This is a genomic window from Streptomyces sp. NPDC042201 (genome assembly GCF_055582185.1).
In genome coordinates, this window is sequence record NZ_JBVJDS010000002.1 from 559,621 (window position 1) to 584,141 (window position 24,521).

Genomic DNA, 24,521 nt, shown 5'->3' on the forward strand with positions numbered 1-24,521 from the left:
TGATGCGACCATGACCGCATGGCTACCCATCTGATCACCGGTGCGGGCTCGGGCATCGGCGCCGCTGTCGCGCGCCGGCTGCACGAGCGCGGCGACGACCTGCTGCTGTTCGCCCGCGACGCGGGCCGCGGCAAGGAACTCACCTCCCGCTTCCCCGGCTCCCGCGCGCTCGTCGGCGACCTCGCCAACCCCGACCGGCTCTCCTGGGCGCTGGCCCACCAGTCCCTGCCCGACCGGCTCGACTCGCTCCTGCACATCGCGGGCGTCGTCGACCTCGGTCCGATCGGGGAACTGACCCCCAAGGCCTGGCACAGCCAGCTCAACGTCAACCTGATCGCCCCGGCCGAGCTGACCCGCCTCGTCCTGCCCCAACTGCGGGTCTCCCACGGCCAGGTGATCTTCATCAATTCGGGCGCCGGGCTCAGCGCCGGCGCCCAGTGGGGCGCGTACGCCGCCTCCAAGCACGGCCTGAAGGCACTCGCCGACGCGCTGCGCCAGGAGGAGAAGCCGAACGGTGTGCGGGTGACCTCCGTCTATCCGGGCCGTACGGCGAGCCCCATGCAGGTCAAGGTCCATCAGCAGGAGGGCAAGGAGTACGACGCGTCCCGCTGGATCGATCCGGAGTCGGTGGCGACGACCATCCTGGCGGCGCTCGACCTGCCGCGTGACGCACAGATCGACGATCTGACCGTACGGCCGGGCCGATGAGCGGGATCACCTGGGGAACCGCCACGGGCATCGGCTCGATGCCCGGCGGTGACGCGCGGGAGGCCGCCAGGGCGGTCACCGGCACCTTCGAGGACTTCCCGTACCTGCCGGAACTGCCCGCCCGGGGCCCCGGCGCCGACATGATCGGCCGGACGGCCGGGCTGCTCGTCGAGGTCTACGCGCGCGTGGAGCCCAGCGGCTGGCGGATCGGCGACCGGCCGGGCCGCGACACCAAGCGGGCCTGGTCCTGGCTGGGGGAGGACCTCGACGCGCTGGAGGAGTTCACCCAGGGGTACGAGGGCCCGCTCAAGATCCAGGCCGTCGGGCCGTGGACGCTCGCCGCCTCGCTGGAGCTGCGCAACGGCGAGTCGGCGCTCAGCGACCCCGGCGCCTGCCGGGATCTGACCGGGTCGCTGGTGGAGGGGCTGACCGCGCATCTCGCGGAGGTACGGCGCCGGGTGCCGGGGGCGATGCCGGTGCTCCAGCTCGACGAGCCGTCCCTCACCGCCGTACTGCGCGGACACGTCAGGACGGCCAGCGGCTACCGCACCCATCGCGCCGTGGACCGCCAGGTCGTCGAGAGCGCGCTGCGCGAGGTCACCGCGGTGAGCGAGGGGACCGCGGTCGTGCACTCCTGCGCGCCCGACGTGCCGTTCGCACTGCTGAGGCGGGCGGGCGCGGCAGCGGTCTCGTTCGATTTCGATCTACTCACCGAGCGTGACGAGGAGACCATCGGCGAGGCGGTGGAGGGCGGTACGAAACTCTTCGCCGGAATCGTGCCGGGCACTGACGGCCCATTGTCAGACCCTGCCGGTAGCGTCATGGGTATCAGGACGCTGTGGCGCAGGCTGGGGCTGAATCCGGGGACTCTCGCCGAGTCCGTGGTGCTCACCCCGTCGTGCGGGCTCGCGGGCGCTTCACCCGCGTACGCGCACGCTGCGCTCGCGCACTGTGTCAGGGCCGCGAGATCCCTCGCGGACAACCCTGAGTGACGATCCCGGGTGACGGGTCATGGTGAACGGGAGGACGAAACGGTGGCTGGCGAACAGCGGAGCACAGTGCCCTCGGAGGCGCGGGAGCAGCATGCCCAACTCGCCGAGCAGATCGAGGAGCACCGCTTCCGGTACTACGTGAAGGACCAGCCGGTCGTCAGCGACGTTGAGTTCGACACGCTGCTGCGGTCGCTGGAGGAGCTGGAGGAGCGCTATCCGGAGCTGCGCACGCCCGACTCGCCGACCCAGAAGGTCGCCGGGGCGTACGCGACGGAATTCACCGCGGTCCAGCACCGCGAGCGGATGCTGTCCCTGGACAACGCCTTCGACGACGAGGAGCTGGCCTCCTGGGCCGACCGCGTCGCCAAGGACGTCGGCACCCCCGACCACCACTTCCTGTGCGAGCTGAAGGTGGACGGCCTCGCGGTCAATCTCACCTATGAGCACGGCCGGCTGACCCGCGCGGCCACCCGCGGCGACGGCCGTACGGGCGAGGACATCACGCCCAACGTCCGTACGATCGCGGAGATCCCGCACCGCCTGGAGGGCGAGCGCATCCCCGCGCTCGTCGAGATCCGCGGCGAGGTCTACTTCCCGATGGAGGCGTTCCAGGAGCTGAACGCGCGTCTGGTGGAGGCCGGCGACAAGCCGTTCGCCAACCCGCGCAACGCGGCGGCGGGTTCACTGCGCCAGAAGGATCCCAAGATCACCGCCACCCGCCCGCTGCACATGGTGGTGCACGGCATCGGCGCACGCGAGGGCTTCGACATCGATTGCCTCTCCCACGCCTACGACCTGCTGCGCGAGTGGGGCCTGCCCACCGCCCAGCACAACAAGGTGGTCCAGGGCCTCGACGCCGTGCGGGAGTTCATCGCGTACTTCGGCGAGAACCGCCACTCGGTGGAACACGAGATCGACGGCGTCGTGGTCAAGATCGACGAGATCCCGCTCCAGGGCCGGCTCGGCTCGACCTCGCGCGCCCCGCGCTGGGCCATCGCGTGGAAGTACGCGCCGGAGGAGGTCAACACCAAGCTGGTGGACATCCGGGTCGGGGTCGGCCGCACCGGCCGCGTGACGCCGTACGCGGTGGTCGAGCCGGTCACGGTCGCCGGCTCCGAGGTCGAGTTCGCCACGCTGCACAACCAGGACGTGGTGAAGGCCAAGGGCGTGTTCATCGGGGACACCGTCGTGCTGCGCAAGGCGGGCGACGTCATCCCGGAGATCCTGGGCCCGGTGGTCGATCTGCGGGACGGCAGCGAGCGGGAGTTCGTGATGCCGTCCGCGTGCCCCGAGTGCGGTACGGCGCTGCGCCCCATGAAGGAGGGCGACATCGACCTCCGCTGCCCCAACGCACGCTCCTGCCCCGCCCAGTTGCGCGAGCGGCTGTTCTATCTCGCCGGCCGCAAATGCCTGGACATCGAGAACTTCGGCTATGTGGCCGCCGCCGCCCTGACGAAGCCGCTGGAGCCGGAGACGCCGCCGCTGCTCGACGAGGGGGATCTCTTCGACCTGACCGTCGATCAGCTGCTGCCCATCAAGGCGTATGTCCTCGACCAGGACAGCGGTCTGCCCAAGCGGGATCCGAAGACCGGCGAGGAGAAGATCGCCACGGTCTTCGCCAACCAGGAGGGCGAGCCGAAGAAGAACGCCCTGGCGATGCTGGAGCACATCGCGGCGGCGAAGCAGCGTCCGCTGGCCCGGATCATCGCCGGGCTCTCCATCCGTCACGTGGGTCCGGTCGCGGCCGAGGCACTGGCCAGGGAGTTCCGCTCGATCGACCGGATCGAGCAGGCCACGGAAGAGGAGCTGGCGGCCGTCGAGGGGGTCGGGCCGACCATCGCCGCCTCCCTCACGCAGTGGTTCGAGGTCGACTGGCACCGCGAGATCCTGCGCAAGTGGCGTGCGGCCGGGGTCCGTACGGAGGAAGAGGGCTCGGGTGAGGACGAGGGCCCGCGGCCGCTGGAGGGTCTTACGGTCGTCGTCACCGGCACCTTGGAGCGGTACACCCGGGATGGCGCGAAAGAGGCGCTCCAGAGCCGTGGCGCGAAGGTGACGGGCTCGGTATCGAAGAAGACCGCCTTCGTCGTGGTCGGTGAGAACCCCGGTTCCAAGTACGACAAGGCCATGCAGCTGAAGGTGCCGGTGCTGGACGAACAGGGCTTCACCATCCTGCTCGAACAGGGCCCTGACGCGGCCAGAGAGGCCGCGGTCACCCCCGAGGAGTAGTGCTTCGCACCGTCGGAATCGGGCCGCGAACCGCACCCGTTCGGCGCATATCAGATGGATAAGGAAGGGCAGGTCGCATTCGGGCAACAGCTGTAGAGCGCTGCCCGTTGGGGCGTTCCGCGGCCTACTGTTGGGATGTGCGCCTGTCGTGCACGGCTGCGTGGTGCGATTCCAGCCGTGGGGGCATGACGTGCCATCGCGTGGCATCGGCTCCGCCGGCTGTGAGAGGGACGGGAATGAAACCGACCGAGAGCGCCGCCCCGGTCTCACCCCCGCGCGGATTCGCGGGAATAGCGGGAATCGCGGCCAGGACGCCCGCCGTTGTGGTGGGACTCGCCACGATCGTGCTGGTGACCGGGCTCATACGGGCCGTACGGGACGGCCGTGCACTCTTCCCCGGCGGCACGACGGGCTGGGCCATGGCCGTGCTGACCGGCATCATCGTCGGCCATCTGGTCGCGCTCGGCCGCGACCGCTGGTGGGGCGGCACCGGCTCGGGCGCGGCCCTCACCCTGGCCGTCCTGCTGCTGTACGGCTGGGTGCCGGCCGTCCTGGTCAGCCTGGCCGTCGTGGTCCTGGTCGGGGTGGCCCGCAGGCACCGCTGGCGGCAGGGCTTCCTGCACGGCGCGGCGGACATGCTGGGCATCGGCGCCGCCGCGCTCGTCCTCATGGCGTTCGGCGAGTTCCCGAGCGTCGAACAGCCCTGGCAGCCGCTCCACTGGGGGATCGGCGACGGCCCGGAAATAGTGCTGGCCGCCGGGGTCCATCTCGTCGTCACCCGGCTGCTGCTGTGGTTCGCGGCGGCCCCGCACGCCGGCGGGCTGCCGACCGTCGCCCGTTCGGCCGTATACCGCCAAGCTCTGGTCGCGGTCGCCCTGCTCGGCATCGCCCCGCTGATCTGTGTCGTCGCGATGTCCCTGCCGGTGCTGCTGCCGCTCTTCGCCATCCCGCTGATCGCCCTGGACTCCACGCTGTGGATCGCCAGGGCACGCGCCGAGGAGCAGCTGCGCGACCCGCTGACCGGACTGCCCAACCGCCAGTGGCTGTTGGAGCGGGCCTGGACTGCGCTGGAGGACGCGGAGGGGATGAACGCCCGGTCCGCGCTCGTCCTGATCGACCTCGACCGCTTCCGTTCGGTCAACGACACGCTCGGCCATCTCGCGGGCGACCGGCTGCTGTTGCAGATCGCCGACCGGCTCCGGCTGGCCCTGCCGCGCGGGGCCGAGGCCGCGCGGCTCGGCGGCGACGAGTTCGCCGTGCTGCTCCCGACCTGCGACTCCACGACCAGCGCCCAGCGGGTCGCCCGCCATCTGGTGGCCGAGCTGTCCTCGCCGCTGGACCTCGACGGTCTCACGCTCGTCCTGGAGGCGAGCGCCGGTGTCGCCGTCTACCCCGAGCACGCGATGGACGCGGAGGGCCTGCTGCGCCGCGCCGATGTCGCGATGTACCAGGCGAAGCGTGACCGTACGGGCGTCGAGGTCTACGAATCCAAGCGGGACTCCAACACCCCGGACCGCCTCGGCCTGCTGGGAGACCTGCGGCGCGCGCTGGACGCCGGCGACGTGGAGCTGCACTACCAGCCCAAGGTCCGCTTCGACGGGCAGGTCGCGGGACTGGAGGCGCTGGTGCGCTGGGACCACCCGGACCGCGGCCGGGTTCCCCCGGACGAGTTCATCGCCATCGCCGAGTCCTCCGGCCTGATGCCGCATCTCACCGAGTACGTACTGGAAACGGCCCTCGCCCAGGTCGCCCGCTGGCGGTCCCAGGGCCTGATGGTGCCGGTCGCCGTCAACGTCTCGCCGCGTGACGTCCACACCCCCGGCTTCGCGGGCGCGGTCGCGGCGCGGCTGGCCCGCCACGGCGTCCCGGCCGGATCCCTTCAGCTGGAGATCACGGAGCATGTCCTGCTGGAGGACCCCCAGCGGGCCGCAGACACCCTCGCCGGCCTGACCGGGCACGGCGTGAAGATGTCCCTCGACGACTTCGGTACGGGGTACTCCTCGCTGGTGCACCTGCGGCGGCTGCCGGTGAGCGAGCTGAAGATCGACCGCTCCTTCGTGGCCCGCCTCGCCGTCGACAACGAGGACGCGGAGATCGTCCGCTGCACCGTCGACCTGGCGCACTCGCTGGGCCTGCTGGTCGTCGCCGAGGGCGTCGAGGACGACGAGACCTGGGAGCGGCTGCGGGACCTGGGCTGCGACGCCGTCCAGGGCTGGCTGGTGGCCGCCGCGATGCCGCCCCACGAGGCCACGGCCTGGCTGCTGGCCAGGGGCGAGCGGGGCTGGCAGCGGCCGGCGGAGCTGGAGGCCGCGCGGCGCGCGCAGTCGGGCCAGGCCGTCACCTGACCCGGGGCGGGAGCGGCGCCCGGCCGTCCCCGGGACCGGGCGAAGCCGAACCGTTTCGTGGGTAGGGGCCCCGGCCCCATAGGATTGGGCCAAAACCAATCACACTCACCCCTGAGGATCGCTGCATGCCTGGCATCACGCGCGAGGAGGTCGCCCACCTCGCCCGGCTGGCACGTCTGGAGCTGAAGGCCGAAGAGCTCGATCACTTCGCCGGACAGCTCGACGACATCATCGGCGCGGTCGCCCGCGTATCCGAGGTAGCCGACCAAGACGTACCGCCGACCTCCCACCCGCTGCCGCTGACGAATGTCATGCGCGCGGACGAGGTCCGTCCGTCGCTCACCCCCGAGCAGGCGCTCTCCGGCGCCCCTGCCCAGGAGCAGCAGCGTTTCAAGGTGCCGCAGATCCTGGGGGAGGACTAACAGTCATGACGGACATCATCAGGCTCACCGCCGCCGAGATCGCCGCGAAGGTCGCCTCCGGCGAACTCACGGCCGTCGAGGTCACCGAGGCCCATCTCGCCAGGATCGAGGCCGTCGACGAGAAGGTCCACGCCTTCCTGCACGTCGACCGCGACGGCGCACTGGCCCAGGCCCGCGCCGTGGACGAGAAGCGTGCGGCGGGCGAGAAGCTCGGACCGCTGGCCGGCGTCCCGCTCGCGCTCAAGGACATCTTCACCACCGAGGGCATCCCGACCACCGTCGGCTCCAAGATCCTCGAAGGCTGGATCCCGCCCTACGACGCGACCGTCACCAAGCGGCTCAAGGCCGCCGGCGTCATCATCCTCGGCAAGACCAACATGGACGAGTTCGCCATGGGGTCCTCCACGGAGAACAGCGCCTACGGCCACACCGGCAACCCGTGGGACCTGACCAGGATCCCCGGCGGCTCCGGCGGCGGCTCGTCCGCCTCCCTCGCCTCGTACCAGGCGCCCCTCGCCATCGGCACGGACACCGGCGGTTCCATCCGCCAGCCCGCGTCCGTCACCGGCACGGTCGGCGTGAAGCCGACGTATGGCGCGGTCTCCCGGTACGGCATGGTCGCCTTCTCCTCCTCTCTCGACCAGGGCGGCCCCTGCGCCCGTACGGTCCTGGACGCGGCCCTGCTGCACGAGGTGATCGCCGGGCACGACCCGCTCGACTCGACGTCCATCGACGCCCCCGTCCCGCCGGTCGTCGAGGCCGCGCGCAACGGCTCGGTCGACGGCATGCGCGTCGGCGTCGTCAAGCAGTTCCGCGGCGAGGGCTACCAGGCCGGGGTCGTCCAGCGCTTCGACGAGTCGGTGGAGCTGCTCAAGGAGCTCGGCGCCGAGATCGTCGAGCTGGACTGCCCGTCCTTCGACCTCGCCCTTGCCGCGTACTACCTGATCGCGCCGTCCGAGTGCTCCTCGAACCTCGCCCGTTTCGACGCCATGCGCTACGGCCTGCGGGTCGGCGACGACGGCACCAGGTCCGCCGAGGACGTCACCGCCCTGACCCGCGAGGCGGGCTTCGGCGACGAGGTCAAGCGCCGCATCATGCTCGGCACGTACGCGCTCAGCTCCGGCTACTACGACGCGTACTACGGCTCGGCGCAGAAGGTCCGCACCCTCATCACCCGGGACTTCGACAAGGCCTTCGAGCAGGTCGACGTGATCGTCTCCCCGACGACCCCGACCACCGCCTTCCCGATCGGCGAGCGCGCCGACGACCCGATGGCGATGTACCTCGCCGACCTGTGCACCATCCCGACCAACCTGGCCGGCAACGCCGCCATGTCGCTGCCCTGCGGCCTCTCGCCGGAGGACGGCCTGCCGGTCGGCCTGCAGATCATCGCCCCCGCCATGAAGGACGACCGGCTGTACAAGGTCGGTGCCGCGGTCGAGGCGGCCTTCGTGGAAAAGTGGGGGCACCCGCTGCTGGAGGAGGCACCGTCACTATGAGTAGTGCAATGAGCAAGGCCAAGGGCTTCAAGAAGTCCAAGGCCGGCACGTACCTGTCGATCGGGACCACCGCATTCGGCGCGATCAGCGTCATCAAGCAGGCCAGGACGGCCCGCAATGACAACGACACGCTCCGCCTCATCGACGCCGTCGTCTCCGCCGCCGCCATCGCCACCGGTGTCGCTCTGCTCCTGCGTGAGCTGAAGCGCCTGGGCGATGACGACGTCCTGCTGGGCTGAGAGGGAAAGTTTCACCGTGACCGTCACTGAACTCGTGTCGTACGAGGACGCCCTCGGGACATACGACCCCGTCATGGGCCTGGAGGTCCATGTCGAGCTCGGCACCAGGACCAAGATGTTCTGCGGCTGCTCGACCGAGCTGGGCGCCGCGCCCAACTCGCAGACCTGCCCCACCTGTCTGGGCATGCCGGGATCGCTCCCGGTCGTCAACGCGATCGGCATCGAGTCGGCCATAAAGATCGGCCTCGCGCTCAACTGCGAGATCGCCGAGTGGTGCCGCTTCGCCCGGAAGAACTACTTCTACCCGGACATGCCGAAGAACTTCCAGACCTCCCAGTACGACGAGCCGATCGCCTTCAACGGCTATCTGGACGTCCAGCTGGAGGACGGCGAGATCTTCCGCGTGCAGATCGAGCGCGCCCACATGGAGGAGGACACCGGCAAGTCGACGCACGTCGGCGGCGCCACCGGCCGTATCCACGGCGCGTCCCACTCCCTGCTCGACTACAACCGTGCCGGTATCCCGCTCATCGAGATCGTCACCAAGCCCATCGAGGGCGCCGGTGAACGGGCTCCCGAGGTCGCCAAGGCGTACGTCGCCGAGCTGCGCGAGCTGATCAAGGCGCTCGGCGTCTCCGAGGCCCGCATGGAGATGGGCCAGATGCGCTGCGACGTGAACCTCTCGCTGCGCCCGCACGGCCGGGAGAAGTTCGGTACGCGCTCCGAGACGAAGAACGTCAACTCGCTGCGCAGCGTCGAGCGCGCCGCCCGCTACGAGATCCAGCGCCACGCCGCGGTGCTGAACTCGGGCGGCACGATCATCCAGGAGACCCGTCACTTCCACGAGGAGGACGGCTCCACCACGTCGGGCCGGGTGAAGGAGGAGGCCGAGGACTACCGGTACTTCCCGGAGCCCGACCTCGTGCCGGTCGCCCCGTCCCGTGAGTGGGTCGAGGAGCTGCGCTCCGGGCTGCCCGAGCTGCCGCGCGTGCGGCGCAACCGGCTCCGCGAGGACTGGGGCGTCTCCGAGCACGACATGCAGTCGATCCTGAACGCGGGCGCGATCGAGCCGATCGTCGCCACGATCGGCGCGGGCGCCCCGGCCGACCAGGCGCGCAAGTGGTGGATGGGCGAGCTGGCCCGTAACGCCAACGAGTCCGGACGCGCGCTGGACGAGCTGCCCATCACCCCGGAGCAGGTCGCCCGGGTCGCCGCGCTCGTCGCGTCCGGCGATCTGAACGACAAGCTGGCCCGTCAGGTCATCGAAGGCGTGCTCGCGGGCGAGGGCGACCCGGACACCGTCGTCGAGAAGCGCGGTCTCAAGGTCGTCTCCGACGACGGCGCGCTCGGCGCCGCCGTGGACGAGGCCATCGCGGGCAACGCGGCCATCGCCGACAAGATCCGCGCCGGCAAGGTCGCCGCCGCGGGCGCGCTGGTCGGCGCGGTCATGAAGGCGACCCGCGGCCAGGCCGACGCGGCCCGGGTGCGGGAACTGATCCTGGAGAAGCTGGGCGCCGAGGGCTGACCTCGGCTCGTACGTACGTGACGGGGGCGGCGCACCGGCTGGTGCGCCGCCCCCGGACGTCCCCCGGACCACCGGTGGGACCAGCGGGCCGCGCCGGGGCCGCACCGTCTTCGCGAGGCCGGGACTCCTGTGAACACCATCGCCGCCGAGATCGTCTCCGTCGGCCTGCTGCTGGCTGTGCTCGCGTTCGCCGTCGTACGCCCCCGCGGCCTGCCCGAGGCGGCCGCCGCCGTGCCCGCGGCGCTGCTGGTCGTCGTGCTCGGCGCCGTCTCGCCCCACGAGGCCTGGGACCAGACGCGCACCCTGCTGCCGGTGGTCGTCTTCCTCGCGGCGGTCCTGGTGCTGGCACAGCTCTGCGACGAGGACGGGCTGTTCGCCGCCGCGGGCGATCTGGTGGCGCGGGCCTGCGGCGGCCGGCCCCGTACGCTGCTCGGCGGCGTGTTCGCCGTCGCCGCCGTCATCACCGCCGTACTCAGCCTGGACGCGACCGTCGTCCTGCTCACCCCGGTGGTGTTCGCGACCGCCGCCCGCGTCGGGGCCCGCCCCCGGCCGCATGTCTACGCCTGTACGCACCTCGCCAACTCCGCGTCCCTGCTGCTGCCGGTCTCCAACCTCACCAATCTGCTGGCCTTCACCGCCAGCGGTCTGACCTTCACCCGGTTCGCCGCGCTGATGGCGCTGCCGTGGCTGGCCGCCATCGCCGTCGAGTACGTGATCTTCCGCCGCTGGTTCGCCGCCGACCTGGCCGCCGGGGCGCACCCCCCGAAGACGGACGAGCGGCGCGAGCTGCCGGTGTTCACGCTGGTCGTGCTGGGTCTGACCCTGGCCGGGTTCGTGGTCACCTCGTTCGCCGGGATCGAACCGCTGTGGGCGGCTGTCGCCGGCGCCGTCGTCCTCGCCGCCCGCGCCCTGCGGCGCGAGCGGACGACCGTGACGGGGCTGGTCCGCGCCGCGTCACCGCTGTTCTGTCTGTTCGTCCTCGCGCTCGGTGTCGTCGTCAAGGCGGTCGTCGACAACGGTCTGGACACCGGTGTCAACCGGCTGCTGCCGGCCGGCTCCTCGCTGCCCGCGCTGCTGGCCGTCGCCGTGATCGCGGCCGTACTGGCCAACGCGATCAACAACCTCCCGGCGATCCTGGCCCTGCTGCCGCTCCTCGCGCCCGCCGGGCCCGGCCCGCTGCTCGCCGCGCTGATCGGCGTCAACCTGGGGCCGAATCTGACCTATGTCGGCTCGCTCGCCACCCTGCTGTGGCGGCGCATCCTCCATGAGCACGACACCGAGCCCCAGTTGGGCCACTTCACCCGGCTCGGCCTGCTCACGGTGCCCGCCACGCTCGTCGCCTCGACGGTCGCGCTCTGGGGCGCGCTGCGGGTGTTCTGACCGTGTGTCAGCTGGGAGTGGTGCCATCCTTCTGGGGCATACGCGCATCAGCGATCGGAGGCCGACCCCGTGACCACACCGACGACCGTCCTCGTCTGGATCACCGAATCCAGCTGGCCCGCCTGTGTCGACGCGGCACGCGAACGCGCCCCGCACGACGACGTGGTACTGCTCCATGTCAGTGACGACGAGGTCGCCGCCGCCGCGCACCACGCCTACGCGGGGCTCCTCGGCCGTGGCCACCGGCCCGACCGGGATCCCGGCGTCCGCCTCGAAGCGCTGTCGGGCACGGTGGCCGCCGACCTCCTGGAAGCGGCCGCGCACCGGCTCGGCCGCCCCTGCGAACTCCTCGACCACCACGGCCGGGTGGAGCACGAGGTCGTACGCGCGGCGGCCGGCGCCGCTCTGCTGATCTGCGCGCGCGACGGCGACCGCGACCGGCCGGGCCCGCACAGCCTCGGCCGGGCGGCCCGCTTCGTGGTCGACCACGCGGAGTGCCCCGTCCTGCTGGTGTGGCCGTACGGCGAGGCTCAGGGGTAGAGGTCCTGGCCGTACGTGGCCGGGTCGTCCAGCGCACCGGTGATCAGCGCGGCGAGGTCCGCGAAGGTGGTGCGGGGCGGGAGACCGCGACGCGGCGCGAAGGAACGCGGACGGTTGCCCCGGGCGGTCCCCTTGACCAGCACTCCCGGCCGTACGACGGTCCACTCCAGGCCGCTCGCCGCGACCACCGCGTCCTGGGCCTCGCGTTCGCGGATCAGCGGCCGGGCGGTCGCGCGGTAGACGGCGGACAGGGCGCGGGCCGCCACCGCGTCGCCGGCGTAGGGGCCGTACGCCGCCTCGGAGACGACGATCAGCCGTGGTACGTCCTGCTTCCGCATCGCGTCCACGATCAGGGCGGTGCCGCGTGAGTACAGCGGGGTGCTGCGGTTGCCCTTGAGCCCGAAGGCGACGACGGCCGCGTCCGCGCCGGCCAGCGCCTCGGCGATGGCGCTCTCGTCGAAGGCGGAGCCGCTGACCACCCGGTCGGTGGGCGCGTCCCCCAGCCGGGCCGGATCCCGCACCTGCGCGGTGGTGCGGTGCCCGGCGCGGGCGGCGGAGGTGAGGAACGCCTGTCCGGTACGGCCGGTGGCGCCGAAGACGGTGACGTTCACGCCTCGTTCGCTCCGGATCCGGGCAGCGGCGCGAAGTGCTGTGACGTGGCCGTCTCGGCGTCGTAGTCGATGGACTCGGTCAGCGTGCGCCACGTGGTGTCGGACGCGGTGCGGGCGCGGTCGGAATCCGTCACGTACCGGTAGGCGTCGCTGCCGAGCAGCAGATGCACCGGAGGCTCGTCCAGCGCGGGCAGGCCCAGGATGACCTGTGCGGCCTTCGCCGGATCGCCGGTCTGCCGGCCGTTTCCGCCCCGTACCATCTCGGCCATCGCGCCGACGGTCTGCCGGTACGGCTCGCTGATCGGCGGGATCGTCATGGACGCCCCGGCCCAGTCGGTGCGCAGACCGCCCGGTTCGATGACCGTGACCCGCACACCGAGCGGAGCGAGCTCGCGGGACAGGACTTCGGAGAAGCCGGCGACTGCCCACTTGGCGCTCTGGTAGGCGCCGAGACCGGGCGTCGACATACGGCCGCCGCTGGACGAGATCTGGATGATGTGGCCGGACCCCTGCTCGCGGAGGATCGGGACGGCGGCCTTGGTGACGTGGTAGACGCCGTAGAAGTTGGTGTCGATCTGGGCGCGGAAGTCTGCGTCCGTGACGTCCTCGATGGCGGCGATGTCGCCGTAACCGGCGTTGTTGACGACGACGTCCAGCCGGCCGAAGGCCTCGACCGCGCCCCGGACGGCCGCGCGTGCGGCGTCGGCGTCGGTCACGTCGAGCGGGACGGCGCGCAGCCGCTCGCCGTACGTACGGGCAAGGTCGTCCAGCTGGTCGGGCTTGCGCGCCGTGGCCACGACCCGGTGGCCGGCGGCGAGGGCCGCCTCGGCGATGGCGCGGCCCAGGCCGCGCGAGCTGCCGGTGATGAACCAGACCTGCGACATGATGGAGTCCCTTCGAATAAGTAACTGACTATCCAGTTACTTCAACTGTAGGACCGGCTGTACGCGGAATGCAAGGGCGAACGGGCAAGGAATAACCGGTTAGTCAATTATCGGCCGATGTTCGGCTGATCAGGCCCTCGCGCGCTGACTACCATGAGTGCGTGGCCAGAGACTCCCGAACCACCAAGACCAGCCTGCTGCGTGCGGCGACCGAAGAGTTCGCCGCGTACGGCATCGCGGGCGCGCGCGTCGACCGCATCGCCGCGACCGCCGGCTACAACAAGAACCTGATCTACGTGCACTTCGGGAACAAGGAGCAGCTCTTCAACACGGTGTACGAGACCGCCGTCGAGGAGGTCCTCGACGCCGCGCCCTTCAACGCGGACGATCTGCCCGGGTACGCGGGCGCGCTCTTCGACTTCTACGTCGCGCACCCGCATCTGATGCGACTGGCCCGCTGGCACAGTCTGGAGCGGCCGGGCGAGGTGCTGCCGGTCGCCGAGAAGGCCAACGCCGCGAAGCTCAAGGCCCTCGCCGCGGCCCAGGCGGAGGGCAAGGTCGACGCGGGACTGCCCCCGCACCTGCTGCTGGCCCTGCTCGTCGGGCTCTCCACCACATGGAGCGACGGCAGCCCCGAGCCGGTGACCGCCGCCACCGCCGCCTCCGAGATCGCGACCCGACGGCATGCGGTCGTGGTGGTGGTGGGGCGGCTCACCCGTCCGTCATTCCCCTAAGGGCTGTCCCGTACCGTCGCTGAGCAGATCGTCCAGCAGGCGCGTGCTCTGCGCCGGGCTGAGGGCCTGGGAGCGCAGCATCCCGTATTTCTGCTGGTAGACGCTGACGGCATCAGGATCACTGACCAGGAAATTGGTGATCTGGGTCTCGATATAGGCGAGCTGGTCGTGCGCCGGGGTCTCCAGCAGCATCATCGGGCCGTCGAGCCCGGCATGGATGCCACAGTCCGTCGGCATGATCTGAAGCCCCACGGAGGGGAGTTCGGCGCAGCGGCGCAGATGCCGGAGCTGTTCCCGCATGACCTCGGGCCCGCCGATCGGCCGTTGCAGGGTGGATTCCTCGATGACGAAGTTGGCCGCGGGAGGCCGGGGCGTCCGGCGCAGAATCCGCTGCCGGTCCTGTCGCGCCGAGACCCATTTCTCCGCCATCTCGTCGCTGACCGGCGGATAGACGGCGGAGAGGACCACACGGGTGTACGCCGCGGTCTGCAGCAGCGCCGGCACCATCTGCGCCTCGTACGAGAGCAGCGAGAGCGCCCGCTCCTCGTGCTCCGCGTAGTCCATGACGAACGCGGGCAGCCGCTCGTGTGCGGGCACCTCGGCGACCGCGACGGCCAACGCGCCCTTCGTGCCGAGCAGTTCGTCGAGTCTCTCGGCGAGCTGTGGCTTGAGCAGTCTCCTGCCCTGCTCGATCGCGTGGAGGGTCTCGGCCCGCAGCGAGACCGACTCCGCCAGCGCGGCCAGGGTCATCCGGGCGGCGCCGCGGAAATCCGCGAGCCGCGCGCCGATCACCTGCCAGGAGGTGACCCTCTTGGGCTTCTTCGCCGGGTGCATGGCGCCTCACTTCCTGACTGACGTGGAGTTCCACTGTAGTGACGCACGGTGACAGTGGTGGGCGGAACGGCGAATCCGGTCGACCTCCGGGCAGAGGGACGTTCACTTCGGCGTCGTCCCCGGGCCTTACGTCTGCCATCCGGTCTCACTAGCGTCCCGGCCGGACCACCTATGGGAAGGCCGGGCATGTCACTGGAGATATCGCGCAGAAGAATGCTCGCCCTCGGGTCGGGCGCCCTGGGCGCTGCGGCGGCCGGGTCGGTGCTGCCGCCGTCCCTGCGGGCCGCGCTGGCCGCCGAGCCGGCGGCCGGCGGGATGCGGGCGATCAAGCACGTGGTCATCCTGATGCAGGAGAACCGCTCGTTCGACCACTACTTCGGAACCCTGCGCGGGGTACGTGGATTCGGCGACCGCAACGCCGTCGAGCTTCCCTCAGGGAAGCCCGTCTTCGAGCAGCCGGGGCCGCTCGGCACCGTCCTGCCGTTCCCCGTACGGGACGCCGCGGAGACGCAGCGGAGGGATCTGCAGTACATCGGAGCCCTCGACCACTCCTGGGACGGCGGGGCCGCCGCCTGGAACAACGGGTGGATGGATCACTGGGTCTCCGCCAAGAGCGCCGCCACCATGGCGTACTACGACCGGCGTGACATCCCGCTGCACTACGAGCTGGCGGACACGTTCACGGTCTGCGACGCGTACCACTCCTCCGTCCATACGTCGACGAGTCCGAATCGCAACCATCTGTGGAGCGGCTGGACCGGATTCGAGGCCGACGGCCGACGGGCCGTGGGCAATGACGCGTACGAGGAGGACACCCACCCCGGATATCCGTGGCCGACCTACGCCGAGCGGCTGGAGAAGGCCGGCCGGAGCTGGCAGACGTACACGGAGTGGGAGAACTTCACCGACAACAACATCGAGTTCTTCACCACCTTCAAGGACGTCGCCCGCAAGGCGCTCACCGCGGCCCGCGCCCTGCCGGGACAGCCCGGGGCCGCCGGCTTCACCTACATGGAGGCCTTCTACGCCGCCGTGCGCGACACCGACGACGAAGCGGTGCGGGAGCGGCTGCTCACCGCGCTGGAGGAGGGCGTCGCCGCGCTGACCGAGCGCGAGCGGTCGCTGTTCGACCGTGGGCTGCGGCGGGTGGAGAGCGGCACGCTGGCCGCACGGTTCCGGGCCGACGTGGCCGCGGGGACGCTGCCCGAGGTGTCGTATCTGGTGCCCTCCGCGGTCGACTCCGAGCACCCCGGCTCCTCGTCGCCGGTCGCCAGCGCCTCCCTCGTCTACCAGGTGCTGGACGCGCTCGGCGCGCATCCCGATGTCTGGCGGCACACCGTCGTACTGATCAACTACGACGAGAACGACGGCTTCTTCGACCATGTGCCGCCGCCCGTGCCGCCCCTCGACGACCCCGACGAGCGCTGGGAGGGCCGGCCGACCGGTCTCGGTATGCGGGTGCCGCTGCTGGTCGTCTCGCCCTGGACGGTCGGCGGCCATGTCTGTTCGCAGGTCTTCGACCACACCTCGGTCATCCGCTTCCTGGAGAAGTGGACCGGAGTGGACGAGCCCAACATCACCGCGTGGCGGCGCACCGTCACGGGCGATCTGACCTCGGCCTTCGACTTCCGGCGCGGCCGGTCGCAGCCCGAGGTGGAGCAGCCGGGGGCGATTCCGCCGTTCTCCGGCCGCTGGCAGCCCCGGCCGCCGGCCGAGCAGCGGATGCCCGTACAGGAGAAGGGTGCGCGGCCGGCCAGGCCGCTGCCGTACCAGACCGACGCGTACGGTCATCTCGACGGCGACGGGCGGGCCTTCCGGGTCACGCTCAGCAACACGGGGCGTGCGAGCGCGCACTTCGCGCTCTACCCGTACGCCGGTGAGTTCGAGGTCCCGCAGCACCGCGATGTAAGGGGCACGGCGCAATGGACGGTGCCCCTTACCGGGCGGGCCGGTGACGCGTACCGCTTCACGATCACCGGGCCGAACGGCTTCCGCCGCGAGTTCGCCGGTTCCGTGGCCGGCCGGGGCGCCGAGGTCTCCTCGGCCGTCGACCACCACGACCGCGATCTCCAGCTCACCCTGCGCAACAGCGGGGACCGGCCGGTCACCTTCACGGTGCGGCCGCTCGGCTATGTCGACGAGGCCGATCTGGACGGCTGGACCCGGCAGATCACGGTGAAGCCGGGCCGCAGCCGGAGCGTCGTGCACTCCGCGGCCGACGCGCACGGCTGGTACGACATCGAGATCACCACCGAGCCGTCCACCTCCGGTGACGCGGCCGGCCAGGACGTCCGCTTCCGCCGTCGTCTCATGGGCCACATCGAGAACGGGCGGGCCAGCGTCTCCGGTTGACGTCATGCGTTCTTCGCGGGCTCTCCCGACGGGTCGTTCCCGGTGAATATCCACGAACCACAGCGCGGCGGACGTGCGAGGATCCCGGAACGGCGGTCGCACGACCGGACGACCGTATGAGCCTGACAAGGGAGCCCGATGTTCGCGATATCGCTGGGTGACGGGGCGGAACTGCGCCCCCTGGAGCCATGGCGGGCCGAGGAGTTCCTCACCCATATGGACCGCGCCCGGGACCTCGTCGACGAACACATCCGGTTCGCCCAGCTCGTCACCGACCCCGAGTCGGCGCGGGCGGTGCTCACCTCGTACGCGGAGAAGCAGGCCGCCGACAGCGGGCGGATCTACGGGATCTGGCTCGACTCCACGCTGGTCGGCGGCGTGCTCTTCCCGATGTTCGACGCGGCCAACGGGACCTGCGAGGTCGGCTGCTGGCTGGAGCCGGCCGTGACGGGACGCGGACTGGTCACGCGCGCCGCGCGGGTGCTGATCGACTGGGCGGTGGAAGAGCGCGGGATGCACCGGGTGGAGTGGCACGTGTCGTCCGCCAACACTCCGAGCGTGCGGGTCGCCCAGCGGCTCGGCATGACACGGGACGGAGTGCTGCGGGAGAGCTATCCGTACCGCGGGGTACGGCAGAACACCGAGATCTGGTCGGTCCTGGCGCCCGAGTGGCGGCAGCGGCCGGGCGCCGAGTAGCGCGCTGAGCAGCGGGGGAGTGGCGAGGGCGGCGGGGGAGGTCCACGGGCGGCCGCCGTTCTCAGAAAGTTCTCAGACGGTGCCCCTAGCGTGCGGCGTATGAATCCCACTCCCAAGACCCAGACCCCCGACCCGGACACGGCCGAGGCCCTCACGCCCGAGGTGACCTTCACCAAGGCCGAGCCCAAGGACGAGAGCAGGGCCGGGTCCGCCGAGGAGCGCGACGCGGTGCCCGCCGCCGACGAGGACACCGCCGCGGCCGACGAGCTGGACGGCGAGGACGACGACCTGGACGACGACGACCTGGACGACGACCTCCTGGCGCGGCGCCCGTCCGGGCTCGGTGCCGCGGCGGCGGCCATCGTCTCGGTCTGCCTCGGCATCGTCGCCCTCACCGGAACCTGGACCGGCCGGGTCGTCGCCGAGCGCGAGACGCTCGTCGGACAGATCACGTCCGGCCAGTCCCCCACCCCCGCCCAGCAGATCTCCGAGATGTACGGCGACGCGTGGCACGCCACCGCCGCGGTCAACGGCGTCGTGGCCCTGCTCGCGCTGCTGATCGGCGCGATCGTCCTGGCCCTGCCGCAGCGCGCGAGCTGGGTACGCCCCGTCGCCGTGGCCGGAGCCGTCCTCGGCTTCCTGGGGCTGCTGGTCTCCATCGGCATGTACTTCGATCTCTTCGTCGCCCTGCCGAGCGTCGCCGCCTGAGCCCGCTCCTCCCCACGACCCAGGCCCTGAGGCTTCGCGCCCGGGGCCTTAGGTCGTATGCGGGTCCGCGCCCTTCTTTCTAAGGTTTCTAAGGCTCCAGGGTCCGGAAAGATGCGGCACTCTCCCGATGTGGCGACTCCTCCTGGGAGACGAAGGTTGAGGCATCGCAAGACGCCAGCACACCTTCGCCTCAGGGGAGACCGGATGTTCGCCTACGAACTCCACAAGATCACCGCGGCCGAGCTCATCCGCGCGGCCGACCACCACCGCCTCGTACGGGAGGCCCGCCGGGCCCAGCGGCAGACCCGACGGGCCCGCGGAGCCGCCAAGGACGGCGGCGAGGGGCGGGTACACCAGCCGTGCGACCGGTTCGTCCGCGCGGCGTGACGCCGTGCCGTCCGCGCCGATGACGGATGCCGCGCTGTCAGGCGGCTGTGCGATGCTCGGCCCTGTGGAGACCAGGTCCGTCAGCCCGGTGTTCGTCGGCAGGACCGGCGAGCTCACCGCGCTCACCCAAGCGCTCTCCCGCGCGACCGCGGGGGAGCCGCAGGCGTTGCTCATCGGCGGCGAGGCCGGGGTCGGCAAGACCCGGCTCATCGAGGAACTGCACGCGGTGGCCTGCGCGGAGAGCGCCGTGGTCGCGGTGGGCGGATGCGTGGAGATCGGCGCGGACGGACTGCCGTTCGCGCCCTTCTCCACCGCCCTGCGCTCCCTGCGCCGCCAGTTGCCCGACGAACTGATCGCCGCCTCCGAGGGCCAGCAGAACGAACTGGCCCGGATCCTGCCCGAGCTGGGCCAGTCCGACCGGGGCGCGCTCGGTGAGGACGGCACCGCCCGGCTCTTCGAGCTCACCGCCCGGCTGCTGGAGCGGCTGGCGGCGGACCGTACGGTCGTGCTCGTCCTGGAGGATCTGCACTGGGCGGACGCCTCCACCCGCCATCTCCTCGCCTATCTCTTCCGCGCGCTGCGGCGCGGCCGGCTCGTCGTGATCGCCACCTACCGCGCCGACGACATCCACCGGCGCCATCCGCTGCGTCCGCTCCTCGCCGAGCTGGACCGGCTGCGATCGGTCCGGCGCATCGAACTCTCCCGCTTCACCCGCGCCGAGGTGCGGCGACAGCTGGCCGGCATCCTCACCGCGGAGCCGGACCCGGCCCTGCTGGACCAGATCTTCGAACGGTCCGACGGCAACGCCTTCTTCGTCGAGGAGCTGGCCTGCTCCATGGAGGCCGGCTCCCGCACCGGACTGAGCGACTCCCTGCGCGATCTGCTGCTCGTACGGGTCGAGACGCTGCCCGAGGACGCCCAGCGGGTCGCCAGGATCGTCGCCGAGGGCGGCGCCACCGTCGAGTACCCGCTGCTGCTGGCCGTCGCGCGGCTCGCGGAGGACGATCTGATCGAGGCGCTGCGGGCCGCCGTCGGCGCCAATATCCTCCTGCCCACGGCGGACGGGGACGGCTACCGCTTCCGGCACTCCCTGGTGCGCGAGGCCGTCAGCGACGATCTGCTCCCCGGCGAACGGTCCCGGCTCAACCGCCGCTACGCGCAGGTGCTGGAGGCCGAGCCCTCGCTCGTACGGGCCGACGAGCGCACCACGCGCCTGGCGGGCTACTGGTACAACGCGCACGACGCCGCGAAGGCGCTTCCCGTGGTCCTGCGCGCCTCCGTCGAGGCCCGTCGGCGGTACGCCCACTGCGAGCAGTTGCGGCTGCTCGAACGGGCGATGGAGCTGTGGGACGACGCCCCCGAGGACGTGCGCCGCACGCTGCGCACGCCGGACGACGCCGAGGCCTACCCGCCGGGCGGCGGCGACCCCGGACCCACCCCGCTGCGCTATCTGGATCTGATGGCGGAGGCGACCGTCGCCGCGCGCTTCGGCGGCGACCGCGAACGCGCCCTGGCGATCTCCAAGAAGGCCATGCGCGTCCTGGACGGGGAGAACGATCCGCTGCGCGCCGCGTGGTTCTGGACCCAGCGCTCCCGGCTGACGCAGGAGCTCATCCGGGGCGACGGCCGGCAGGAACTGGCCACCGCCGAGGAACTGGTGCGCGGGCTCCCGCCGTCCGCCGTCCACGCGGACATCCTCGTCAATATCGCCTCCTGGGGCGCCGTGCACCGGCCGGGCCCGGAGAGCCTGGCCGCCGCCGAGCGCGCCGTGCGCTACGCCCGGCTGGTCGGCGCCGAGCACATCGAACTGCACGCCCGGCTCACCCGTGGCTGGCTCGCCGCCGACGCGGGCGACGCCGAAGGGGGCATCGCCGAGATGTACGAGGTCCGCGACCGCGCCGACGAGCTGGGCGCCGTCGGGATCATGGGCCGCGCCAGTATCAATCTGCCGTCCACGCTGGAGAGCGTGGGGCGCTCCGAGGAAGCGGTGGCCGCCGCCGACCATGGCATCCTCGTCTGCCACCAGCGCGGTCTGGCCAATATGGAGGCGTGGGTCCGCGCCAACCAGGCTCAGTCCCTCTTCTCACTCGGCCGCTGGAGCGAGGCCGACACCGTCCTGGACGAGGCGGAGGGGCTCGCCCAGTCCCCCACGGCACGCGGCCTGATCGCCGTACGCCGCGCCGAACTGGCCCTGGCCCGCGGTGAACTCGACGAGGCGCAGAGCCATGTCGACCTGGCCCGCGCCTCCTTCGGCATGCACGACCCCCAGCCGCAGCACTACGTGTCTCCCGCCCGGCTGGCCATGGGCATCGCCGCGCAGCGGGGCCGAACGGCCGAGGCGCGGGCCGAGTTCGAGCGGATCAGCGCGCGCGGTTTCCCGCCGGGCACCCAGCGGTACGCGCTGCCGATGCTGTGCGCGGCGGCGGCGATGGAAGCGGACGGCCTCGGGCTGCCGGGGACGGACGCCGGACGGGCGGCCACCCTCGCCGCCGTGCGCACCCACGCCAAACGGCTGCCGACGCTTGTGCCCGTCTGGCACGCGTACGGCCTCATGCTCGAAGCGGAACTGGCCCGCGCGCAGGGCAATCCCGCCCCGGAACTCTGGGCGCGTGCCGTCGCCGCCTTCGAAGCGGTCGAGCGCCCCTATGAACTGGCGCTCGTCCGCCACCACTGGGCGGCCGCCCTGCTGGACTGCCACGCCGACCGCACCGAAGCCGCCGGGCCGCTCCTCCAGGCCCACTCCGAGGCCACCCGGCTCGGCGCGCGTTTCCTCGCCGAGCGGACCGCGCTCCTCGCCGGCCGGGCCAGGATCAGCCTCTCCCCGGCGTCCGGCGCCCCCACCGCCGCCGGCCCGGATCCCGACCCGGCCAGATCACTCGCCAGACCACTCGGCCTGACCCCGCGTGAACAGGATGTGCTCCGCCTCGTCGCGGCCGGCCGCAGCAACCGCCGAATCGCCGAGGAGCTGTACATCTCGCCCAAGACCGCGAGCGTGCATGTCTCCAACATCCTGGCCAAACTGGGTGTTTCGGGCCGCACGGAGGCGGCGGCCCTGGCGCACCGCCTCCATCTCTTTCCCGATCCGGTGGAGCCCGTCGGCCAATCCCGCGCCTGAGACGCCACCCCCGCGCTTGAGGTGCCCGCTCCGGCCCCGCGCCGCTACCTGACCTCCAGCTGGAGGATCTTGTCGTCCCCCGGCTGTGGGGTGCCCCGTCCGTCCGTGTTGCTGGTCACCAGCCACACCGTGTCGCCCCCCGCAGAAAGCACCGTGCGCAGGCGGCCGTACTCGCCCTTCAGGAACGCCTCGGGAGCGGCCGCCGCTTCCCGGCCCGCCAGCGGAATCCGCCAGAGCCGCTCGCCCCGCAGGGACGCCATCCAGAGGGAGCCCTCGGCGTAGGCGAGACCGCTCGGGGACGCCTCGCTCGGTTTCCACTGCACCACCGGATCGACATAGCCCGGCTTACCGGCCTTGCCCTCGACGATCGGCCAGCCGTAATTCTTGCCGGGCTCGATCAGATTCAGCTCGTCCCACGTGTCCTGGCCGAACTCCGACGCCCACAGCCGTTTCTCGGAGTCCCAGGCGAGGCCCTCCACATTGCGGTGGCCCGGGGAATAGACCACGGAATCCGCCTCCGGATTGCCATGCACGGGCTGGCCGTCCGGCGTCATCCGGAGGATCTTGCCCCCCAGCGACTTCATGTCCTGGGCGAGCCCCGTCTCCCCCGTCTCACCCGTGCCCGCGTAGAGCATCTTGTCCGGGCCGAAAGCGATCCGCCCGCCGTTGTGGATCGTGCCCTTCGGGATACCGCGCAGCACCGTGTCCGGCGCACCCAACTGCTGCCCGGCCGGCCTCTTCTCGTCGTAGAACATGCGGGCGATGCGGTTGTCCGACTCGGTGGTGAAGTACGCGTACACCAGATGGTCCGAGGCGAACAAAGGGGAGAGCGCGATCCCCAGCAGACCGCCCTCGCCCGCCGCGGAGACCCCCGGGACGGTCGCGACCGCGGTCTTCTTCCCGCCCTCCGCGGCGACGCGGGTGATCGTCCCCTCGTCACGCGACGAGACCAGCAGATCGCCGTCCGGCAGGGCGGCCAGGCCCCATGGCGACTTGAGCCCCTCGGTCAGGGTGGCCGCCACCTTCACCGACCCCTTCGCGGGAGCCGCCGACGGACTCGGCCGCCCGCCCTCGGACGAGGAGGCGGCCGGGCTCGACGCGGCGCCCGGGCCGCGCTCCGGACCGGCCCCGCCGGAGGAGCACGCGGTGACCACGAGAAGAGCGGCAGCGGCCCATACGGCCGTCACTGCTGTACGTTTCACGGTTCCGATCCCTTCGACGGCTGCGTTCCTACTGTTCTTACACCGCGGCCCCGTCCCAGGTTCCCCACCACAGCGGATCAATCGCCGCGCGGCTCCGCCGGAGCTCAGTCCCAGGACTCCCGCACCGGCGGCAGTGCCGCGATGTCGGCCAGGTCCACCGCCGTCAGCTCCAGCCGCGCCGCGCCCGCGTTCTCCACCGCCCACCGCTCGCGCTTCGTCCCCGGCACCGGCACCACATGGCGCCCGCGGCTCAGCACCCACGCCAGCGCCACCTGGGCCGCGGTCGCGTCGTGCCGCGCCGCCACCCGCCGCAACCCCGCCACCAGCGGCTGGTTCGCCGCCATGATCTCCGCCGTGAAGCGCGGATGCCGCGCCCGCAGATCGTCCGGCTCGAAGCCCTGCCCCGGGGTGAGCGTGCCGGTCAGAAAACCATTGCCCAGCGGCATCGCCGCCAGGAACCCGACCCCGCGCGCCTCGCACCACGGCAGCAGCCGCTCCAGCGCCTCCGGCGACCACACCGACAGCTCGGCCTCCACCGCGCTGACCGGGAACACCTGCTGCACCCGCTCGAGCTGCCGGATCGTCGACTCGTGCAGATGGCCCCCGGACCGGCGGCGGAACGCGCGCGCTCCCACCGCGCACAGCCCCAGCGCCCGCACCTTCCCCGCACCCACCAGCTCCGCCATCGCTCCCCAGGTCTCCTCGACCGGTATCTCGGGGTCGGCGCGGTGCAGTTGGTAGAGGTCGATCACATCGGTCTGCAACCGCCGCAACGAGGCGTCGCAGGCCCGCCGCACGTACCGGGGGCGGCCGTTGGCGACGATGTGCTGCTCCCCGGCGAGCAGCCCGCACTTGGTGGAGACGAAGACATCCTCGCGCCGCTGTCCGAGCACCCGCCCGAGCAGCAGCTCATTGGTGAAAGGGCCGTACATGTCGGCCGTGTCGAGCAGGCTCGTACCGGCGTCCAGTGCCGCGTGCACCGTACGGAGCGAGCGGTCGCCGCGCTGCTGCGAGCCGGTGTAGGCCCAGTTCATCGGCATACAGCCGAGTCCGATCGCGCCCACTTCGAGCGCCGCCGCACCGATTGTCCTGCGCTCCAACTGCCGTACCCCTCCTTGTGCC

At 71.6% G+C, this 24,521-nt stretch carries 21 protein-coding genes; 16 read left to right on the forward strand and 5 right to left on the reverse strand.

Translation table 11 applies throughout. From position 1 onward, the window contains the following. Window positions 1-18 precede the first annotated feature (18 nt). From ACZ6MZ_RS06420 to ACZ6MZ_RS06465, 10 genes are all read left to right on the forward strand, one after another. Entirely contained in the window at window positions 19-708 is a 690-nt protein-coding gene (locus ACZ6MZ_RS06420) for an SDR family oxidoreductase (RefSeq protein WP_384189348.1), read from the forward strand. Further along, window positions 705-1,700 carry a methionine synthase gene (locus ACZ6MZ_RS06425; RefSeq protein WP_469350167.1) on the forward strand — a complete coding sequence of 332 codons (996 nt, stop codon included), beginning with the start codon at window positions 705-707 and terminating at the stop codon, window positions 1,698-1,700. Before ACZ6MZ_RS06420 ends, ACZ6MZ_RS06425 begins: the two co-directional genes overlap by 4 nt. Before the next feature lie 42 nt (window positions 1,701-1,742). Then, window positions 1,743-3,926 (forward strand): NAD-dependent DNA ligase LigA, encoded by a 2,184-nt coding sequence (ligA, locus tag ACZ6MZ_RS06430; RefSeq protein WP_469350168.1) that lies wholly within the window; start codon window positions 1,743-1,745, stop codon window positions 3,924-3,926. A 236-nt stretch (window positions 3,927-4,162) separates the two neighbouring features. Continuing rightward, the gene (locus ACZ6MZ_RS06435) at window positions 4,163-6,271 is read left to right on the forward strand and encodes a putative bifunctional diguanylate cyclase/phosphodiesterase (protein WP_389783633.1); all 2,109 of its coding nucleotides are present in this window, start codon (window positions 4,163-4,165) and stop codon (window positions 6,269-6,271) included. 125 nt (window positions 6,272-6,396) lie between these two features. Further along, complete coding sequence (gene gatC / locus ACZ6MZ_RS06440; protein WP_010984178.1) at window positions 6,397-6,693, forward strand: Asp-tRNA(Asn)/Glu-tRNA(Gln) amidotransferase subunit GatC; 297 nt, start codon at window positions 6,397-6,399, stop codon at window positions 6,691-6,693. A 5-nt stretch (window positions 6,694-6,698) separates the two neighbouring features. Beyond that, window positions 6,699-8,192, forward strand: a complete 1,494-nt coding sequence (gatA, locus tag ACZ6MZ_RS06445) for an Asp-tRNA(Asn)/Glu-tRNA(Gln) amidotransferase subunit GatA (RefSeq protein ID WP_384189340.1) — start codon at window positions 6,699-6,701, stop codon at window positions 8,190-8,192. After that, complete coding sequence (locus ACZ6MZ_RS06450) at window positions 8,189-8,431, forward strand: hypothetical protein (protein ID WP_384189338.1); 243 nt, start codon at window positions 8,189-8,191, stop codon at window positions 8,429-8,431. The genes gatA and ACZ6MZ_RS06450 overlap by 4 nt, the downstream gene beginning before the upstream one ends. Then, complete coding sequence (gene gatB, locus ACZ6MZ_RS06455; RefSeq protein WP_469350172.1) at window positions 8,409-9,956, forward strand: Asp-tRNA(Asn)/Glu-tRNA(Gln) amidotransferase subunit GatB; 1,548 nt, start codon at window positions 8,409-8,411, stop codon at window positions 9,954-9,956. The genes ACZ6MZ_RS06450 and gatB overlap by 23 nt, the downstream gene beginning before the upstream one ends. A 129-nt stretch (window positions 9,957-10,085) precedes the next feature. Beyond that, window positions 10,086-11,336: an SLC13 family permease gene (locus tag ACZ6MZ_RS06460; RefSeq protein WP_469350174.1), complete on the forward strand. Its 1,251-nt coding sequence runs from the start codon at window positions 10,086-10,088 to the stop codon at window positions 11,334-11,336. Between the two features lie 69 nt (window positions 11,337-11,405). Next, window positions 11,406-11,876, forward strand: a complete 471-nt coding sequence (locus tag ACZ6MZ_RS06465; RefSeq protein ID WP_469350175.1) for a universal stress protein — start codon at window positions 11,406-11,408, stop codon at window positions 11,874-11,876. On the opposite strand, the gene ACZ6MZ_RS06470 is transcribed toward ACZ6MZ_RS06465, so the two are convergent. Next, window positions 11,867-12,487 (reverse strand): NAD(P)-dependent oxidoreductase, encoded by a 621-nt coding sequence (locus tag ACZ6MZ_RS06470; RefSeq protein WP_469350178.1) that lies wholly within the window; start codon window positions 12,485-12,487, stop codon window positions 11,867-11,869. The genes ACZ6MZ_RS06465 and ACZ6MZ_RS06470 overlap by 10 nt on opposite strands. Continuing rightward, window positions 12,484-13,371, reverse strand: a complete 888-nt coding sequence (locus ACZ6MZ_RS06475; protein WP_469350180.1) for an oxidoreductase — start codon at window positions 13,369-13,371, stop codon at window positions 12,484-12,486. The genes ACZ6MZ_RS06470 and ACZ6MZ_RS06475 overlap by 4 nt, the downstream gene beginning before the upstream one ends. 161 nt (window positions 13,372-13,532) lie before the next feature. Here ACZ6MZ_RS06475 and ACZ6MZ_RS06480 point away from each other — a divergent pair, with 161 nt between their 5' ends. Next, window positions 13,533-14,105 carry a TetR/AcrR family transcriptional regulator gene (locus tag ACZ6MZ_RS06480; RefSeq protein WP_384189327.1) on the forward strand — a complete coding sequence of 191 codons (573 nt, stop codon included), beginning with the start codon at window positions 13,533-13,535 and terminating at the stop codon, window positions 14,103-14,105. Here the strand turns inward: ACZ6MZ_RS06480 and ACZ6MZ_RS06485 are convergent. After that, window positions 14,094-14,939, reverse strand: coding sequence for a helix-turn-helix domain-containing protein (locus tag ACZ6MZ_RS06485; RefSeq protein ID WP_389789620.1), 846 nt, complete (start codon window positions 14,937-14,939; stop codon window positions 14,094-14,096). The two genes, ACZ6MZ_RS06480 and ACZ6MZ_RS06485, sit on opposite strands and share 12 nt — an antisense overlap. A gap of 186 nt (window positions 14,940-15,125) precedes the next feature. Here ACZ6MZ_RS06485 and ACZ6MZ_RS06490 point away from each other — a divergent pair, with 186 nt between their 5' ends. The 5 genes from ACZ6MZ_RS06490 to ACZ6MZ_RS06510 all read left to right on the forward strand — a co-directional run bounded on the left by ACZ6MZ_RS06490 (window position 15,126) and on the right by ACZ6MZ_RS06510 (window position 22,197). Further along, complete coding sequence (locus tag ACZ6MZ_RS06490; RefSeq protein WP_469350182.1) at window positions 15,126-17,291, forward strand: phosphocholine-specific phospholipase C; 2,166 nt, start codon at window positions 15,126-15,128, stop codon at window positions 17,289-17,291. Between the two features lie 138 nt (window positions 17,292-17,429). Next, window positions 17,430-17,987, forward strand: coding sequence for a GNAT family N-acetyltransferase (locus tag ACZ6MZ_RS06495; RefSeq protein WP_389789615.1), 558 nt, complete (start codon window positions 17,430-17,432; stop codon window positions 17,985-17,987). 99 nt (window positions 17,988-18,086) lie between these two features. Next, on the forward strand, window positions 18,087-18,695 hold the full coding sequence (locus ACZ6MZ_RS06500; RefSeq protein ID WP_469350184.1) for a hypothetical protein: 609 nt from the start codon (window positions 18,087-18,089) through the stop codon (window positions 18,693-18,695). A 204-nt stretch (window positions 18,696-18,899) separates the two neighbouring features. Then, complete coding sequence (locus ACZ6MZ_RS06505) at window positions 18,900-19,082, forward strand: hypothetical protein (RefSeq protein WP_469350186.1); 183 nt, start codon at window positions 18,900-18,902, stop codon at window positions 19,080-19,082. A gap of 52 nt (window positions 19,083-19,134) precedes the next feature. Continuing rightward, a complete protein-coding gene (locus tag ACZ6MZ_RS06510; protein WP_469350400.1) occupies window positions 19,135-22,197 on the forward strand; it encodes a helix-turn-helix transcriptional regulator in 3,063 nt (1,020 codons plus the stop codon). Window positions 22,198-22,241: 44 nt separating this feature from the next. Here the strand turns inward: ACZ6MZ_RS06510 and ACZ6MZ_RS06515 are convergent, their stop codons facing one another. Both ACZ6MZ_RS06515 and ACZ6MZ_RS06520 read right to left on the reverse strand, forming a co-directional pair. Beyond that, window positions 22,242-23,384 carry a PQQ-dependent sugar dehydrogenase gene (locus ACZ6MZ_RS06515; protein WP_469350401.1) on the reverse strand — a complete coding sequence of 381 codons (1,143 nt, stop codon included), beginning with the start codon at window positions 23,382-23,384 and terminating at the stop codon, window positions 22,242-22,244. A gap of 119 nt (window positions 23,385-23,503) precedes the next feature. After that, window positions 23,504-24,499: an aldo/keto reductase gene (locus ACZ6MZ_RS06520; protein ID WP_469350187.1), complete on the reverse strand. Its 996-nt coding sequence runs from the start codon at window positions 24,497-24,499 to the stop codon at window positions 23,504-23,506. Window positions 24,500-24,521: the final 22 nt, after the last annotated feature.

Coding starts and splice junctions, on each gene's coding strand:
- ACZ6MZ_RS06435 (WP_389783633.1), top strand. CDS start 4,163: ATGAAACCGACCGAGAGCGCCGCCCCGGTCTCACCCCCGCGCGGATTC.
- ACZ6MZ_RS06490 (WP_469350182.1), top strand. CDS start 15,126: ATGTCACTGGAGATATCGCGCAGAAGAATGCTCGCCCTCGGGTCGGGC.
- ACZ6MZ_RS06510 (WP_469350400.1), top strand. CDS start 19,135: ATGCTCGGCCCTGTGGAGACCAGGTCCGTCAGCCCGGTGTTCGTCGGC.
- gatC (WP_010984178.1), top strand. CDS start 6,397: ATGCCTGGCATCACGCGCGAGGAGGTCGCCCACCTCGCCCGGCTGGCA.
- ACZ6MZ_RS06475 (WP_469350180.1), bottom strand. CDS start 13,371: ATGTCGCAGGTCTGGTTCATCACCGGCAGCTCGCGCGGCCTGGGCCGC.
- ACZ6MZ_RS06450 (WP_384189338.1), top strand. CDS start 8,189: ATGAGTAGTGCAATGAGCAAGGCCAAGGGCTTCAAGAAGTCCAAGGCC.
- gatB (WP_469350172.1), top strand. CDS start 8,409: ATGACGACGTCCTGCTGGGCTGAGAGGGAAAGTTTCACCGTGACCGTC.
- ACZ6MZ_RS06420 (WP_384189348.1), top strand. CDS start 19: ATGGCTACCCATCTGATCACCGGTGCGGGCTCGGGCATCGGCGCCGCT.
- ACZ6MZ_RS06485 (WP_389789620.1), bottom strand. CDS start 14,939: ATGCACCCGGCGAAGAAGCCCAAGAGGGTCACCTCCTGGCAGGTGATC.
- ACZ6MZ_RS06425 (WP_469350167.1), top strand. CDS start 705: ATGAGCGGGATCACCTGGGGAACCGCCACGGGCATCGGCTCGATGCCC.
- ACZ6MZ_RS06495 (WP_389789615.1), top strand. CDS start 17,430: ATGTTCGCGATATCGCTGGGTGACGGGGCGGAACTGCGCCCCCTGGAG.
- ACZ6MZ_RS06500 (WP_469350184.1), top strand. CDS start 18,087: ATGAATCCCACTCCCAAGACCCAGACCCCCGACCCGGACACGGCCGAG.
- gatA (WP_384189340.1), top strand. CDS start 6,699: ATGACGGACATCATCAGGCTCACCGCCGCCGAGATCGCCGCGAAGGTC.
- ACZ6MZ_RS06505 (WP_469350186.1), top strand. CDS start 18,900: ATGTTCGCCTACGAACTCCACAAGATCACCGCGGCCGAGCTCATCCGC.